The organism is Streptomyces luteolus (genome assembly GCF_029968015.1).
Taxonomy (GTDB): Bacteria; Actinomycetota; Actinomycetes; order Streptomycetales; family Streptomycetaceae; genus Streptomyces; species Streptomyces luteolus.
This window is the reverse complement of the sequence record NZ_JASCIS010000014.1, coordinates 56,770-73,051: the sequence shown is the minus strand read 5'-3', so window position 1 is coordinate 73,051 and position 16,282 is coordinate 56,770. Positions and strand designations below refer to the sequence as shown.

At 71.7% G+C, this 16,282-nt stretch carries 14 protein-coding genes; 12 read left to right on the top strand and 2 right to left on the bottom strand.

What is annotated here, in order from left to right; translation table 11 throughout:
• Positions 1–55 precede the first annotated feature (55 nt).
• Genes QIT00_RS16035 through QIT00_RS16000 form a run of 8 tightly spaced genes read left to right on the top strand, consistent with a single transcriptional unit; the run spans position 56 to position 8,049 of the window.
• Positions 56–1,141 (top strand): sugar ABC transporter substrate-binding protein, encoded by a 1,086-nt coding sequence (locus QIT00_RS16035; protein WP_282535939.1) that lies wholly within the window; start codon positions 56–58, stop codon positions 1,139–1,141.
• Positions 1,142–1,158: 17 nt separating this feature from the next.
• Positions 1,159–2,742 (top strand): sugar ABC transporter ATP-binding protein, encoded by a 1,584-nt coding sequence (locus tag QIT00_RS16030; RefSeq protein WP_282535938.1) that lies wholly within the window; start codon positions 1,159–1,161, stop codon positions 2,740–2,742.
• Position 2,743: 1 nt separating this feature from the next.
• A complete protein-coding gene (locus QIT00_RS16025) occupies positions 2,744–3,766 on the top strand; it encodes an ABC transporter permease (protein WP_408909784.1) in 1,023 nt (340 codons plus the stop codon).
• A gap of 27 nt (positions 3,767–3,793) precedes the next feature.
• Complete coding sequence (locus tag QIT00_RS16020) at positions 3,794–5,131, top strand: enolase C-terminal domain-like protein (RefSeq protein ID WP_282535937.1); 1,338 nt, start codon at positions 3,794–3,796, stop codon at positions 5,129–5,131.
• Positions 5,128–5,892 (top strand): SDR family NAD(P)-dependent oxidoreductase, encoded by a 765-nt coding sequence (locus QIT00_RS16015; protein WP_282535936.1) that lies wholly within the window; start codon positions 5,128–5,130, stop codon positions 5,890–5,892. Before QIT00_RS16020 ends, QIT00_RS16015 begins: the two co-directional genes overlap by 4 nt.
• Entirely contained in the window at positions 5,889–6,896 is a 1,008-nt protein-coding gene (locus QIT00_RS16010) for an aldo/keto reductase (RefSeq protein ID WP_282535935.1), read from the top strand. The genes QIT00_RS16015 and QIT00_RS16010 overlap by 4 nt, the downstream gene beginning before the upstream one ends.
• Positions 6,893–7,207 carry an L-rhamnose mutarotase gene (locus tag QIT00_RS16005; protein ID WP_282535934.1) on the top strand — a complete coding sequence of 105 codons (315 nt, stop codon included), beginning with the start codon at positions 6,893–6,895 and terminating at the stop codon, positions 7,205–7,207. The genes QIT00_RS16010 and QIT00_RS16005 overlap by 4 nt, the downstream gene beginning before the upstream one ends.
• Positions 7,204–8,049, top strand: a complete 846-nt coding sequence (locus QIT00_RS16000; protein WP_282535933.1) for an amidohydrolase family protein — start codon at positions 7,204–7,206, stop codon at positions 8,047–8,049. Before QIT00_RS16005 ends, QIT00_RS16000 begins: the two co-directional genes overlap by 4 nt.
• On the opposite strand, the gene QIT00_RS15995 is transcribed toward QIT00_RS16000, so the two are convergent.
• Positions 8,037–9,470, bottom strand: a complete 1,434-nt coding sequence (locus QIT00_RS15995) for a lipase maturation factor family protein (RefSeq protein ID WP_282535932.1) — start codon at positions 9,468–9,470, stop codon at positions 8,037–8,039. The two genes, QIT00_RS16000 and QIT00_RS15995, sit on opposite strands and share 13 nt — an antisense overlap.
• Positions 9,471–9,696: 226 nt before the next feature.
• On the opposite strand from QIT00_RS15995, the gene QIT00_RS15990 reads away from it, so the two are divergent.
• The 3 genes from QIT00_RS15990 (at position 9,697) to QIT00_RS15980 (ending at position 13,833) form a co-directional block, all read left to right on the top strand.
• Positions 9,697–10,692: a DUF6777 domain-containing protein gene (locus QIT00_RS15990; protein WP_282535931.1), complete on the top strand. Its 996-nt coding sequence runs from the start codon at positions 9,697–9,699 to the stop codon at positions 10,690–10,692.
• A gap of 190 nt (positions 10,693–10,882) precedes the next feature.
• Positions 10,883–12,931, top strand: a complete 2,049-nt coding sequence (locus tag QIT00_RS15985) for a SpoIIE family protein phosphatase (protein ID WP_282535930.1) — start codon at positions 10,883–10,885, stop codon at positions 12,929–12,931.
• Positions 12,932–12,969: 38 nt separating this feature from the next.
• On the top strand, positions 12,970–13,833 hold the full coding sequence (locus QIT00_RS15980; protein WP_282535929.1) for an Fpg/Nei family DNA glycosylase: 864 nt from the start codon (positions 12,970–12,972) through the stop codon (positions 13,831–13,833).
• 68 nt (positions 13,834–13,901) lie between these two features.
• On the opposite strand, the gene QIT00_RS15975 is transcribed toward QIT00_RS15980, so the two are convergent.
• Positions 13,902–14,411, bottom strand: a complete 510-nt coding sequence (locus QIT00_RS15975) for a hypothetical protein (RefSeq protein WP_282535928.1) — start codon at positions 14,409–14,411, stop codon at positions 13,902–13,904.
• A 477-nt stretch (positions 14,412–14,888) separates the two neighbouring features.
• Here QIT00_RS15975 and QIT00_RS15970 point away from each other — a divergent pair, with 477 nt between their 5' ends.
• A complete protein-coding gene (locus QIT00_RS15970) occupies positions 14,889–16,193 on the top strand; it encodes a CapA family protein (protein WP_282535927.1) in 1,305 nt (434 codons plus the stop codon).
• The last annotated feature ends 89 nt before the right edge of the window (positions 16,194–16,282 follow it).

Sequence of the window (16,282 nt, the reverse complement as noted above, 5' to 3'; positions counted from 1 at the left end):
TCTGATAAATATTCGCCGACCTCGCAGTCACGCTTCCCCCTTGAGGAGCCGTCGGATGAGCCCTCGGACCGATCGCACGAAGCGCACCAAGACCGCCCTGGCCGTACGCGCGAGGTGGCGCGCGTCGGCCGCCGCGAGCTGCGCCGCACTCCTGCTCGCGGCCTGCGGCAGTACGAAGGACACCGCGGGCGGCGCCGCCGGGGGCGAGGACGCCAGGGTCGGCGTGATCGTGCCGCTGCTGACCTCGCCGTTCTGGCAGTCGTACAACGACTACGTGCCGAAGATGGCGGAGGCCGAGGGGGTGGACGCGCTCAAGACCGTCAACTCCAACAGCGATCCGGCGCAGCAGATCACCGACATCAACAACCAGCTCAACCAGGGAGTCGGCGGTCTCGTCGTCGCTCCGCTCGACAGCGCCGCCGTCTCGGCGGGACTCGACCAGGCCGAACGCAAGGGCGTCCCTGTCGTCGCCGTCGACGTGGCCCCTACGAGCGGCAAGGTCGCGATGGTGGTGCGCGCGAACAACGTCGCGTACGGGCAGAAGGCCTGCGAGTACCTCGGGAAGCAGGTCGACAGCGGCAAGGTCGTGCAGATCATGGGCGATCTCGCGTCGGTGAACGGGCGGGAGCGGTCCGAGGCGTTCCGCAGCTGCGTGAAGAAGAAGTTCCCGAAGCTGAAGGTCCTGGAGATCCCCGCGAAGTGGGAGTCGGACGCCGCGGCCTCCAAGCTCGACACGCTGCTCAACGCCAACCCCGATGTGCGGGGCATCTACCTCCAGGCGGGCGGCGTCTATCTCGCGCCGACCCTGCAGACCCTCAAGTCCAAGGGGATGCTGAAGAAGGCGGGCGAGAAGGGCCACATCTCGATCGTGTCGAACGACGGCATCCCGCAGGAGTTCGACGCGATCCGCAAGGGCCAGATCGACGCGACGGTCTCGCAGCCGGCCGACGCGTACGCCAAGTACGGCATGTACTACATCAAGGCCGCGATGGCCGGGAAGACGTTCGAGCCGGGGCCCACAGACCACGGCTCGACGATCGTGAAGCTGCCCAGCGGCAACCTGGAGGACCAGCTTCCCGCGCCCCTGGTCACCAAGGAGAACGTGGACGACCCCGAGCTGTGGGGCAACACGGTCGGATGAGCACCCCAGGCATCCCCATGACGGAACGTCAGCCCACGCCCCCGCTCGTCGAGGCCGTCGGCATCACCAAGCGCTACGGCCCCACGACCGCCCTGCTGAACGGTCAACTCACCGTCCGCCAGGGCGAGTCGCACGCCCTCGTCGGCCGCAACGGTGCCGGCAAGTCCACCCTCGTCCAGATCCTCACCGGACTGCAGGCCCCCGACTCGGGCACCGTCCGCTTCGACGGCGCGCCCGCGCCCGCGCTCACCGACCGGGACGCCTGGCGCGCCAAGGTCGCCTGCGTCTACCAGAAGCCGACCGTGGTCCCTCAACTCACGGTCGCGGAGAACCTGTTCGTGAACCGGCAGCCCACCGGCCGGGCCGGGCTCATCGACTGGCGGCGGCTGCGCCGGGAGGCCGCCGAGCTGCTCGACCACTGGGACGTGCGCGTCGACCCGGACGCCCGCACGGCCGAGCTCAAGGTCGAGGACCGCCAAATGGTCGAGATCGCACGGGCGTTGAGCTTCGGGACGCGTCTGATCGTCCTCGACGAACCCACCGCGCAGCTCGACAACCGCGAGATCGAACGCCTCTTCACGCGCATGCGCGCGCTGCAGGAATCCGGCGTCACCTTCCTGTTCATCTCGCACCACCTCCAGGAGGTGTACGAGGTCTGCCAGATCGTGACCGTACTGCGCGACGCCCGCTGGATCACCACCGCACCGGTCGCCACTCTGCCGCGCGAAGCGCTCGTCGAGGCCATGGCGGGCGAGTCGGCCGCCCATCGCGAGGACACCGCGCGTACGCCCGTGCCCGCCGACGCCCCCGTCCTGCTCGACGTACGAGCCCTGACCGGCGAGGCGTACGAGGACGTGGATCTCGGCGTCCGCGAGGGCGAGGTCGTCGGCCTCGCCGGGTCCAGCGGCAGCGGCAAGATCCAGCTCGCCGAGACCCTCGCCGGACTGCACCGCCCACGGTCCGGAACCGCTCGACTGGCAGGCACCGCACTGCCGTTCGGCGATGTCACCGCGACCCTCCGGGCCGGGGTCGGCTGGGTGCCGCGCGACCGGCACGACCAGGGGTTCGTGCCCGCGATGACCATCGGGGACAACGCGACCCTCAGCGTCCTCGACCGGCTGGCCGGCACACCCCTCGCGCGGCGCCTCGGCTTCCTCTCCACCGAACGGCGCCGCGCGCTGGCCGCCGACCTCGTGGACCGGCTCGACATCCACGCCGAGGGCACCCACCAGCCGGTCTCCGACCTGTCGGGCGGCAACGCCCAGAAGGTCGTCATGGCCCGCGCGCTCGCCTCGGACCCGCGGCTGCTCGTCCTCGTCAACCCCACCGCAGGCGTCGACGTGAAGTCCAAGGAGTCCCTGCTCGCCCGGGTCGACACCGCCCGCGACGACGGCACGGCGGTGCTCGTGGTCTCCGACGAGCTGGACGACCTGCGGCGCTGCGACCGCGTCCTGGTCCTCTTCCACGGCCGGGTCGTCGCCGAGCATCCGGCGGGCTGGCACGACCACGAGCTGATCGCCGCCATCGAAGGAGTGGCCCGTGACCGACACGCCCCTGACCGACACGTCCCTGACCGACACGTCTCTGACCAAGACCGCTGACATCGCCAAGACACCGCCCCACGCCTCCGCACGACCGGCGGCGGGCGCCCGCTCACCGCGCGGTGTGCTGTGGCGACGCGCGCGCGAACTCGCCCTCGTACCGGCCCTGTTGCTGCTTCTGCTGCTCGGCGCGCTCGTCAACGACGCGTTCCTCACCGAGCGCAACCTGATCTCCGTGCTCGGCGCGTCCGCCGCGCTCGCCATGGTGGTCCTCGCCGAGTCCCTCGTCCTGATCACCGGGAAGTTCGACCTCTCCCTGGAGTCGGTCGTCGGGATCGCGCCCGCGTTCGGCGCGCTGCTCGTCCTGCCCGTCGCGCAGGCCGGGTTCGGCACCGAGTGGCCCGCCGCGCTCGCGCTGCTCGCCATCCTCGCGACGGGCGCGGCGCTCGGCGCGTTCAACGGCGTCCTCGTCGTGAAGTTCAAGCTGAACGCGTTCATCGTGACCCTGGCCATGCTGATCGTGCTGCGCGGACTGCTCGTCGGCGCCACCGAGGGCAAGACCCTCTTCGGCCTTCCGGAGTCCTTCTACACACTCGCCACCAGCACGTTCATCGGCATACCGATGTCGGTGTGGGTGGCCGCGGGGGCGTTCGGGGCGGCCGGGCTGACGCTGAAGTACCACCGCTGGGGCCGTGCCCTGTACGCGATCGGCGGCAATGCGGAGGCGGCCAGGGCGGCCGGTATCCGCGTCGAACGCGTCATGCTCGGCGTGTTCGTGGTGGCCGGTGTACTGGCCGCGCTCGGCGGACTGATGCAGACCGGGTACGTGGGCGCCATCAACGCCAACCAGGGCCAGAACATGATCTTCACGGTGTTCGCGGCGGCGGTGATCGGCGGCATCAGCCTCGACGGCGGCAAGGGCACGATGTTCGGCGCGCTCACCGGCGTCCTGCTGCTCGGCGTCGTACAGAACCTGCTCACCCTGGCCCAGGTGCCGTCCTTCTGGATCCAGGCGATCTACGGCGGCATCATCCTCGTCGCCCTGATGATCGCCCGCGTCACCACCGGCCGCGCACAGGACTGACCCGTGCGCCACTCCGAGAGGCTCCCTGTGGCCCCCACCGCACCGCGCATCACGGCGGTCGACACGTACGACATCCGCTTCCCCACCTCCCGCGAGCTCGACGGCTCCGACGCCATGAACCCCGACCCGGACTACTCGGCCGCGTACGTGGTGCTCTGCACCGACGCCGGCGACGGGCACGAGGGGCACGGCTTCACCTTCACCATCGGGCGCGGCAACGACGTCCAGGTCGCCGCGATCGACGCCCTGCGGGCGCATGTGATCGGACGCCCCGTGGACGCGCTCTGCGCCGACCCCGGCACCCTCAACCGCGACCTGATCGGGGACAGCCAGCTCCGCTGGCTCGGGCCCGAGAAGGGCGTGATGCACATGGCGATCGGCGCCGTCGTCAACGCCGCCTGGGACCTGGCCGCCAAACGCGCCCGCAAACCCCTCTGGCAGCTCCTCGCCGAGGCCGACCCCCAGTGGCTCGTCTCCCAGGTCGACTTCCGCTACATCGCCGACGCCCTCACCCCCGAACGCGCCCTCGCCCTGCTCCGGGAGCGCCGCGAGGGTGCCGGGCAGCGGACCGCGCACCTCCGCGTCCGGGGCTACCCCGCGTACACCACCTCACCCGGCTGGCTCGGCTACGACGACGACAAGCTGACCCGGCTCGCCCGGCAGGCCGTCGCCGAAGGATTCACCCAGATCAAGCTGAAGGTCGGCGCCGACCTCGACGACGACCTGCGCCGCCTTCGCGCCGCCCGCGCCGCTGTCGGCCCCGGCATCCGGATCGCCGTCGACGCCAACCAGCGCTGGAACGTCGACGAGGCCATCGCCTGGACCCGCGCCCTCGCGCCCTTCGACCCGTACTGGATCGAGGAGCCCACCAGCCCCGACGACGTCCTCGGGCACGCCGCGATCCGCGAGCGCGTCGCGCCCGTACGCGTCGCGACCGGTGAGCACGTCCAGAACCGCATCGTGTTCAAGCAGCTCCTTCAGGCCGGTGCGATCGACGTGCTGCAGATCGACGCCGCGCGCGTCGGCGGCGTCAACGAGAACCTGGCGATCCTGCTGCTCGCCGCCCACTTCGACGTGCCGGTCTGCCCGCACGCGGGCGGCGTCGGCCTCTGCGAACTCGTCCAGCACCTCTCGATGTTCGACTACGTCGCGCTCACCGGCACCACCGAGAACCGCGTCATCGAGTACGTCGACCACCTCCACGAACACTTCCTCGCCCCGGTCGCCGTCCGCGACGGCCACTACACGGCCCCCACCGCACCGGGCTTCTCGGCGGCCATCCGGCCCGAGTCGATCGCCGAGTACCGCTTCCCGGACGGCAGTTACTGGGCCGACCACCCGCACGAGAAGGGAGCAGCCGCATGACCTACGCCGACTTCGCCGGGCGCACGGCCCTCGTGACCGGCGGCGCCTCCGGCATCGGCCGGGCCACCGCCGAACTCCTCGCCGCCCGCGGCGCCCGCGTCACCGTCCTCGACCTCGACCCGTCCACCGTCACCGGCCCGCTGCACGCCCGCCGCGCCGACGTCACCGACGACGGTGAAGTCCGTACGGCCGTGACCGCCGCCGCCGAGGAGATGGGCGGCCTCGACATCCTGGTCAACAACGCGGGCATCGGCGCCCAGGGCACCGTCGAGGACAACGACGACGCCCAGTGGCAGCGCGTCCTCGACGTCAACGTCCTCGGCATCGTCCGCACCAGCCGCGCCGCCCTGCCCTATCTGCGGGCCTCGACGGGCGGCGTGATCGTCAACACCTGCTCCATCGCCGCCACCGCCGGACTGCCGCAGCGCGCCCTCTACAGCGCGTCCAAGGGCGCGGTGCTCTCCCTGACGCTCGCGATGGCCGCCGATCACGTACGGGAAGGGGTGCGCGTCAACTGCGTCAACCCCGGGACCGTGGACACCCCGTGGGTCGGCCGGCTCCTCGACGCCGCGCCCGACCCGGCCGCCGAACGCGCCGCCCTGGAGGCCCGCCAGCCCACAGGCCGTCTGGTCACCGCCGCCGAAGTCGCCACCGCCATCTGCTACTTGGCGAGTTCCACGGCGGGCGCCACCACCGGTACTGCCCTGGCGGTGGACGGCGGTATGCAGGGCCTCCGGCTGCGCCCGAGGGCTGAGCCGTGACGGCCCTCGGGTCGGGGGGCGCGGAGCTCGCGCTGGGCGGCGCGGCGCTCGGCAACCTCTTTCGTACGGTCACGGACGCGGAGGCCCGGGCGACCGTGGACGCCGCCTGGAACCTCGGCATCCGCACCTTCGACACCGCCCCCCACTACGGCCTCGGGCTCTCCGAACGCCGTCTCGGCGCCGCCCTGCGCGACCGGCCCCGTACCGCGTTCACCCTGTCCACGAAGGCCGGACGCATCCTCGAACCCGACCCACGGTCCGACGGCGACGACCTGCACAACGGCTTCGCCGTACCCGCCACCCACCGCCGCGTCTGGGACTTCAGCGCCGACGGCGTCCGCCGCTCCCTGGAGGAGAGCCTCGCCCGGCTCGGCCTCGACCGCGTCGACACCATCTACCTACACGACCCCGACGACCACGCCGAGCAGGCCTTCCGCGAGGGCTACCCGGCGCTCGAACGACTGCGCGCCGAAGGCACGGTGACCCGGATCGGCGCGGGCATGAACCAGTCCGCGATGCTGACCAGGTTCGTACGGGACACGGACGTCGACGAGGTGCTGTGCGCGGGCCGCTACACCCTCCTCGACCAGAGCGCCGGAGCCGACCTGCTGCCCGCCGCCCTCGACCACGGCACGGCCGTCGTCGTCGGCGGCGTCTTCAACTCGGGCCTGCTCGCCGACCCGAGCCCCGAGGCCACGTACGACTACACCCGGGCACCGCGTGAACTCCTGGACCGGGCACGGAAGTTGAGCGGCCTGGCCCGGAGGTACGGGATCTCGCTGCGGGCCGCCGCCCTGGCGTTCCCGCTCGCCCACCCGGCCGTGACGACCGTCCTCGTGGGGGCACGCACCCCCGACGAGATCCGCGACGCGGTGGCCCAGGCGCGCATGCGCGTGCCGGACGCCTACTGGCAGGAGGCGCGCGCCGAGGGACTGCTCCCGGCCGACGCGCTCGTACCGCCCGTACCGCCCGTACCGCCCGTATCCACAGGAGAGTTGCCATGAGAGTCGCCCTGCACACCAAGGTCCGCGCCGACCGCGTCGAGGAGTACGACGCCGCGCACCGGGACGTCCCGGCCGAGCTCAGCCGGGCGATCCGTGCGGCGGGTGCGAAGGAGTGGACGATCTGGCGGTCGGGCACCGACCTCTTCCACCTCATCGACTGCGAGGACTACGCCCGTCTGATCGCCGAACTCGAACACCTCCCCGTCAACGTCACCTGGCAGGCCCGCATGACCGAACTCCTGGACGTCACGCACGACTACTCCGCCGGGGGCGCCGACGCGGGCCTCCCCGCCGTATGGAACCTGCCATGACCGGCGTGATCGACGCCCACCACCACGTCTGGGACCTCTCCGTCCGCGACCAGGACTGGATCAGCGGCCCCCAACTCGCCCCGATACGGCGGAACTTCGACCTGGACGACCTCGCGCCGGAGGCCCGCGCGGCCGGTGTCACGGCGACCGTGCTCGTGCAGACCGTCACCGTCCCCGAGGAGACCCCGGAGCTGCTCGCGCTCGCCGCCCGCTCCGAACTGGTCGCGGGCGTCGTCGGCTGGACCGACCTGACCGCGCCCGACGTCCCCGACGAGCTGGCCCGACTGCGTCAACTGCCAGGCGGGGAAAGGCTCGTGGGCATCCGGCACCAGGTGCAGGGCGAGCCCGACCCGGAGTGGCTGCTGCGCGCCGACGTCCACCGCGGCCTGTCGGCGGTGGCCGCCGCGGGCCTCGCGTACGACCTCGTGGTCCTGCCGCACCAGCTGGAGGCCTGCGCCCGGGCGGCCGCCGCGCACCCCCGACTCACCTTTGTCCTGGACCACTTGGGCAAACCCCCGATCGCATCCGGAGAGCGCGCACCCTGGGCCGCACGCCTCCGTGCGCTCGCCGCGCTGCCCAACACCGTGGCGAAGCTCTCCGGCCTGGTCACCGAGGCCGACTGGACCCGCTGGACCCCGGACACGCTGCGGCCGTACGTCGACACCGCGCTCGACGCCTTCGGCCCGGACCGGCTGCTGTTCGGCTCGGACTGGCCGGTCTGCACACTGGCCGCGACATACGGTCAAGTCATCAACATCACGCGGGAGTTGACGGCCGGTCTGTCCGACTCCGAACGCGCCGGGCTGTTCTCGGGCACCGCGGCGCGCGTCTACCGGCTGTGATCCGCGGGCGTGTCGAGCCGGGTCGGCGGCCAGAACTCGCGCACGTACGTGCGGTGCCACCACGCGCCGGTCTCCCGCAGCTCGCGCCAGGTGGTGTAGCGGTAGCGGTAGAGGCGGGCGCGGACGTACGTCGGGGGCTCGTCCGGGAACGGGTTGTGGCGCAGCAGCCGCAGTGTGTCCCGGTCGTTGGTCAGCAGCCGCTCCATGAACGGGCCGAACCACGGACGGGCGTAGGCGGGGGAGAGCCCCGCGAACCACATCAGCCAGTCGAGCCGCAGATGGTACGGGGCGAACTGGCGCGGCAGCCGCCGCACGTCGCCCGGCTTGCCCCTGAAGCCGTACTCCCGCCACGCCGAACCGTTCACCGACGGCACCCGCTCGTTCGTCCCCTCGACGACCACCTCGGTGCGCACCCGGCCGATGCTGCCGAAGGCGCCGTACGTATTGACCAGGTGCAGCGGGTCGAAGGAGGTGTTCATGATCTGCCCGCGGGACAGCAGGTTGCGCACCGGGTGGTAGCTGAGTGCCGCGACCCCGCAGGTGAGAGCGGCGACGACGACCGCGTACCAGAGAGGCGTCTCAGGGAGCGCGGGCGGCGGTCCGGACAGCGGGGACCAGTCGATCGCCGACAGGGCGAGCACCACGGTAATCCAGTTCAGCCAGGAGAAGTTGCCCGAGAGGATCAGCCACAGCTGCGTCAGGACCATCAGCCCGGCCGCGTACGAAGCGATCGGCTGCGGCGTGAACAGCAGGAACGGGACGACGAGTTGGGTGAAGTGGTTGGCGGCCACCTCCACGCGGTGCAGCGGGCGCGGCAGATGGTGGAAGAACCAGCTCAGCGGGCCCGGCATCGGCTGCGTCTCGTGGTGGTAGTAGAGGCAGGTCAGATCGCGCCAGCAGCGGTCGCCGCGCATCTTGATGAGCCCGGCCCCGAACTCCACCCGGAACAGCACCCAGCGCAGCAGGAAGAGCACCAGGACCGGCGGGCCCACCTCGTCGTTGCCGAGGAACACTGCGAGGAAGCCGACCTCCAGGAGCAGCGACTCCCAGCCGAAGCCGTACCAGGTCTGCCCCACGTTCACGATCGACAGATACAGCGCCCACGGCACCAGCCACAGCAGCATCGCCGCCCACAGCGGAACGAGCCCGTCGACCCCCGCGAGCAGTGCCGCCGACCAGAGCACGCCGGCCCACGCCGTCACCGCGAACAGCCGGTCGGAATACCGCAGTTGGAACAGGCTCGGCGCCCGCCGCCACGGTACGCGCGCCACGAACCGCGGCACCGGAAGCATCCCGCGCTCCCCGATCAGCGCCCGGAACTGCAGTGCCGCCGTCAGGAACGCCACCAGATACAGGGCGGCCAGGGCCCGCTGGAAGACCAGTCGGGCGAGGCAGTAGCCGGGTTCCGTGAACCACTCCACGTCACCCATTGTGACGCGCCCCCCGCCGCCCCGCCCCGGTGACGTCCCCGAGGTTCCGCGCGCCCACTCGGCTTGCGGTGCCTCGCCGCCACCCGCAGACAATGAAGGACGAAATGTCCGAAAACAGGCGGGAGTAACTGGCGTGTACCGAACGACCAGGCGCTATGCAACGGCCTTCGCGATAACCGCGGCCCTCCTGGTCGCAGGCTGTTCCAGTAGCGACCAGATGGCCCCGACCGCTGCCGATCCCGAGCAGGAGGTCTTCCTCGAACCCGTGGCCTCGGAGGGGCCCGACCCCTTCACCGAATCCACCTCGGAGGCGACCGGGACTCCGCCGCCCGTCACCCGAACGCCGGAACCCGTCGTCACGGGTCCCACCGAATCGCAGCACGGCGCACGCGTCATCTCCGGCGGCACCCCCGGCCTCTACGGGGGTACGCGGGACAAGGCCAGCTGTGACGTGGAGGCGCAGATCCGCTTCCTCGGCGCGAACCGTGACAAGCAGCAGGCGTTCGCGGACACCATCGGCGCCGCCCCGGACCGCGTGCCGGGCTACCTGCGCGGGCTGACCGCGGTCCAACTGCGCGCCGACACCCGGGTGACCAACCACGGCTACGTCGACGGCCGCGCCGACGCGCGCCAGTCGGTGCTCCAGGCCGGTACGGCCGTCCTCGTCGACAACCGGGGCGTGCCGCGGGTGCGTTGCTCCTGCGGCAACCCGCTCTCACCGCCCGGGGCGGTGCAGAGCAACCCCACGTACCGGGGCAAGAAGTGGAGCGGCTACGAGCCGTCCAAGGTCGTCGTGGTCACCCCGGCGCCCACCGTGATCACCAACATCGTGATCATCAACATCACCAACAACACCTGGATCGAGCGGCCGACCGGCCACAAGGGCAAGGACAAGGTCGTCCCGCGACCGAAGCCGAGCCCCACGTCGCCGTCGCCGACGTCACCCTCTCCGACGTCGCCGTCCCCGACGTCACCCTCCCCGACGTCGCCGAGCCCGACGTCTCCGAGCCCGACCCCCACGGAGACCGAGACGGAGACGGACGATCCGACCGACGGTCCGACGGGCGAACCGACCGATGGGCCGACGGATGCTCCCACCGACGAGCTGACCGACGTGCCGACGGACGCCCCGACCGACGAGGGGGTCCCGGACGGGGCCACCGAGGAGGTCGTCCCGGACCAGCCGGCGGAACCGGGCACGTTCAACAGCTGATTTGTCCCCTACCCGCCCCTTCCCGAGTCCTGCCGGACGGGCCTCCTCAAGCGCCGGAGGGGCTGATTCTTCAGCCCCTCCGGCGTTTGAGGAGCGGGGGTCCGGGGGCGGAGCCCCCGAAGCTCCGCAGGATTTCGGGAAGGGGCGGGGAGGGGATGAAAAAAGCCTTAACTGATGACAAAGTGACCCCATGGTCGATCAGGACGCGGGGGACTGGCCGGCACGGCCCGACCCGATCCTCGCCCTCAACCAGCTCGGCACCTTCGACTGGGACCTCGACTCCGGCCTGATGCACATGGACGCGATGGCCTTCGAGGTCTTCGACCTCCTCCCCGAGGAGTACGACGGCCGCCCCGAGGCCCTCGCGAGTCGCGTACCGACCGGTGAGGGCCAGCGGCTCGACGCGATCGTCGCGCAGGCCCTGAAGAACGGCAGCGAGAACTACGGCACGTACTTCCGCATCCGCCGCCGCGACGGCACCGTCAACTGGACCCACACCCAGGGCTACATCCGCCGTGACGCGTCCGGCCGCCCACGCCGCATCATCGGCGTCGTCCGGGACGCCACCCAGGAGCTCAGCGACACCCGGGTGCGGATGCTGCGGGACGCCGAGACGCGACGGCTGACCAGCGTGGTCGAGGGCGCCACGGCGGCCCTGTCGTACGCCCGTACCGTCGACGACGTCATCGAGGTGCTGGGGCACAACGAGGGCCTCGCACAGCTCGGCGCCGCCAGCCTCGTCATGGGCCTGGTCGAGGGCGGCCGGATCCACCTGGTCGCGGAGGGCCAGCAGGGCGCGTTCGTGCCGGGCACCCGCTTCACGCGCATCGACGAGCCGTACCCGATGAGCGAGGTGGTCCGCACCCTCAGCCCGCTCTTCATCGAGAGCCGCGAGGACTTCGCCGCGGGGTATCCGATCCTGTGGCCGCACATATCGCATCTGCAGGTCACGTCGGCGGTCTATCTGCCGCTGATCGCCCAGGCCCGCCCCATCGGCGCGCTCGGACTGCTCTTCCGCGACAGGATCGGCTTCACCCCCGAGGACCGCAACCTGCTCGTCGCCCTCGGCAGCGGCATCGCCCAGAACCTGGCCCGCGCGATGCTGTACGAGCAGGACAAGGACCTCGCCCAGGGCCTCCAGCAGGCGATGCTGCCCCGCTCCATCCCCGCCGTGCCCGGCGTCGACATCGCGGTGCGCTACCGGTCCGCGAAGCTCGGCCGGGACATCGGCGGCGACTGGTACGACCTGATCCCGCTGCCCGGAGGGCTGATCGGCGCCGTCATCGGCGACGTCCAGGGCCACGACACGCACGCCGCGTCCGTCATGGGCCAGCTGCGGATCGTGCTGCGCGCGTACGCCTCCGAAGGGCACACGCCGTCCACGGTGATGGCCCGCGCCTCGGTGTTCCTGCACGAGCTGGACACCGACCGGTTCGCCACCTGCCTGTACGCACAGGTCGACCTGACCACCGGCGTCGTGCAGTTCGTCCGGGCCGGGCACATCGATCCGCTGGTCCGCCGCATCGACGCGACCTGCTACCGCGTACCCGTCGAGGGCGGTCTCCCGCTCGGCCTGTCCGCCGAGTTCGGCCGGATCGAGTACCCGGTCACGACCATCGAACTCGACCCCGGATACACGCTGTTGCTGTGCACCGACGGCCTGGTGGAGGAGCCCGGCGCCGACCTCGACGACGGCATGCAGCGCCTCACCCGGCAGGTCTGGGCGGGCCCCCTCGACCTGGACGACCTGGCCGACCGGCTCTGCGAGGCGGTGGAGGACCGGGACGGCGCCGACGACGTGGCGCTGCTGCTGCTCCGTCGCCGCCTCAGCGACGCGCCCCGGTCCGGCGGCCGCCTCAAGGAGCACGTCGCCCCGAACGACCCCGAGGCCCTCGTCGGCGCCCGCCACATGATCCGCGCCGCGGTCCGGGCCTGGGGCGCGGGGGAGCGGGCCGACGAGATCGAACTGGTCGCCGACGAGATGATCACCAACGCCCTGATGCACACCGACGGTGCCGCCGTCGTCACGCTCCGGGTGCTCTCCGGGGCGGACCGGCGGCTGCGCGTCGAGGTCGAGGACACGTCGAGCGCCCTGCCGCACCGCCGGGAGGCCGGGGACGACGGGGTGTCCGGGCGCGGACTGCTGCTGGTGGACCGGCTCGCCGACGTGTGGGGCGTGGAGCCGCGGGGGCGCGGCAAGTGCGTCTGGTGCGAGTTCATCGTGCCGGGGCGAGACTGACGGCGGAGGTCGAGACTGGCGGCGGAGGTGGAGGGACCATGCCGGAACTGCCCGAGGTGGAGGCCCTGCGGGACTTCCTCGACGAGCATCTCGTGGGTCGCGTGATCGTGCGTGTCCTGCCCGTCGCGATCAGCGTCCTCAAGACGTACGACCCGCCGCTGACCGCCCTGGAGGGCAAGGAGGTCACCGCGGTCGCCCGGCACGGCAAGTTCCTCGACCTCGGCACCGCCGACGGGCCGCACCTGGTGACCCATCTCGCCCGCGCGGGCTGGCTGCAGTGGAAGGACCGGCTGCCCGACGGCCCCCCGCGCCCCGGCAAGGGCCCGCTCGCGCTGCGCGTCGCCCTGGAGGACGGCTCCGGCTTCGACCTCACCGAGGCGGGCACCCAGAAACGCCTCGCGGTGTACGTGGTCGCCGACCCGGCCGAGGTCCCCGGCGTCGCCCGCCTCGGCCCCGACCCGCTCGCCCCCGGCTTCGACAAGGCGGCCCTCGCGGCGCTCCTCGCGGGTGAACGGCGCCGGATCAAGGGCGCGTTGCGCGACCAGAGCCTGATCGCCGGCATCGGCAACGCGTACAGCGACGAGATCCTGCACGCCGCCCGGATGTCCCCGTACAAACCGGCCGGGAGCCTCAGCGAAGAGGAGCTCACCGGCCTCTACGAGGCGCTGCACGCCACCCTCACCGAGGCCGTGGAGCGCTCGCACGGGGTGGCGGCGGGTCGCCTGAAGGCGGAGAAGAAGAGCGGCCTTCGCGTGCACGGCCGCACGGGTGAGCCCTGCCCGGTGTGCGGGGACACGATCCGCGAGGTGTCGTTCAGCGACTCGTCCCTGCAGTACTGCCCGACCTGCCAGACGGGCGGCAAGCCGCTCGCGGACCGACGGATGTCCCGTCTGCTGAAGTGACCGGCGGGGGCAGGCACCCGGTTGGTGGCGGTTTGGCGGCCGGTTGGTGGCCGGTTGGTGGCCGGTTCTCAGAACAGATGGATCGCCAAGTGACCCAGCGGAAGGCCGAGTTGCCACGCCGGGGTCCACACCTGAGGGCCGTCCTCCTCGTCCCGCCCGTCGCCCTCCAGGACCGCCGCGTCCAGGTCAGGGGCGAGGAGTTCCGTCTCCTCCAGCCAGCGCCAGGCCGCCCGGGCCAGGTCGAGGTCGGCGTCCGTGCCGCCGGACTCGCGGGCCTCGGCCTCGAGGGTGGCCATGCGGTCGCCGACCCACTCCTCCCAGGCCCGTTCGTACGCGGTCAGCGAGAGCCAGGTCTCCAGCTGGGAGACGACGCGGATACCGGAGAGCTCGCGGTCCACGTCGGAGAGGAAGATCGTCAGCGCGAGGGCGTCCCGGCCCGCCCGGTACTCGAAGGACGTGGGCGGCATCAGGTCGCCGGTGCGCAGCAGTTCGTCGGCGATGTACTCGGCGTAGAGCCAGGCCATCGGCACGGTCAACTCGCCACGCCCGTCGGCGCCGTTGGTGCTTCTGTGCGGCATCCTGATCGCCTTCCTCAGATCTCCTCCGGTGCCTGAAGGGCCGTGCGCGGGCGAGCCGCTGCCCTCGCATCGCGGTACGGCTGGGATCAGCCGATTACTCAACGGGGCGGCGAGCAAGGTGTTTTACGGATCCTTGACCCGGCCCCCGGTTTCGCCGCTGGTCGTGAGTCCCCCTGTGGTGTCACACGGTGGTCGCCGCGCTGCCGTGCGCGACGAAAGAGCCTCGCGCACGGCACCACACGGTACCCGGCCCGTGAGGCGGTGGCGTACCCGGACCGCTTCGTCTACGACAGGCGGGTGGGCCGGGGTGGACGGCGGCGGCCGGAGCCCCGGGGACCGCTGACGCGCCGCCAGATGCCGCGCAGGTGAGGGGGCTTGGAGGTCCGTCGGGGCGTATGCCGGTATTGCGGCTTGATTAGTCATATGTAACGACTGTGGATTCGGAGGGTCACGCCCCCGAACCACGGAGCACACCTGATGTCCCGTCCGATCTCCCGTCCGACCTGCCTCACCCATCTCACCCATCTCACCTGTCTCACCTACCTCACCCGTCCCGCCCGTCCCCGTCGTCCTGCTCGTCCCGCCCGGCGCGCCCGCCACGGAGCGGCCGCCCTCACCGCCCTCCTCCTCGGAGCCACGGCCTGCGCCACCGAGCAGCACACCCCGCCCACCGGCCCCGGCACCCCGAACGCGGAATCGTCCCCGAAGCCGGGCGGCCCGAAGCCCGGCGCCTCCGCGAACGGCGCCGGGCAGCCCCGTGCGTTCACGCTCGCCGCGAGCGGCGACGTACTCCCGCACGACTCGATCATCCGGCAGGCCGCCGCCGACGCGGACGGCGACGGCTACGACTTCCGCAAGATCTTCGCCGGCGCCAAACCCGTGATCTCCAAGGCCGACCTGGCCCTCTGCCACATGGAGACCGTCTACGGCGCGGACGGCGACTACAGCGGCTACCCCGCCTTCAAGTCCCCGCCCCAGATCGCCCGCGCCCTGGCCGACACCGGCTACGACGGCTGCTCCACGGCCTCCAACCACACCCTCGACGACGGCGCCGACGGCATCGACCGCACCCTCGGCGCCCTGGACGAGGCCGGTGTGAAGCACGCGGGTTCCGCGCGTACGGAGAAGGAGGCGCGGACCACGACCATGCTGAGCGCGGGCGGCGCCAAGGTCGCCCACATCGCCGCCACCTACGGCACCAACGGCTACCCGCTCCCCGAGGGCAGGCCCTGGGCCGTCGACCCGCTCGACAAGGACAAGGTGATCGCCAAGGCGCGCGCGGCCCGCGAGGCCGGCGCCGACATCGTCGTGTTCTCCCCGCACTGGGGCACCGAGTGGCAGGACGAGCCGGACGCCGAACAGCTGCGCCTGGCCGAGGAGTTGACCGCCTCCCGGACCGCGGGCCGCCCCGACATCGACCTGATCATCGGCACCCACGCGCACGTCCCGCAGGCGTACGAGAAGGTCAACGGGACCTGGGTGGTGTACGGCATGGGCGACCAGGTCGCAGGCGAGATGATCAACCACGACGGCGCCCAGGACGACCGCGGCAACCAGAGCACGATCGGCCGCTTCACCTTCACACCGCCGAAGAGCCCCGGCGGCCGCTGGAAGGTGACCCGAGCCGAGTTCGTCCCGTTCTTCTTCGACACGGAAGCGGGCCGGGCCCTGAATCTGGACGAGGCGGCGCAGCGGGGAGAGTACGAGGAGACGCGGGACCAGGTTCGCGGGGTGGTCCTCAGCAGGGGTGCGGGTAAGCAGGGCTTGACGTCGGCCAGGTGATTGCTCCCCGCCCCGCCCCTTCCCGAAAGACTGCCGTCGGCACGGGGGCTCCGCCCCCGGACCCCCGCTCCTCAAACGCCGGAGGGGCT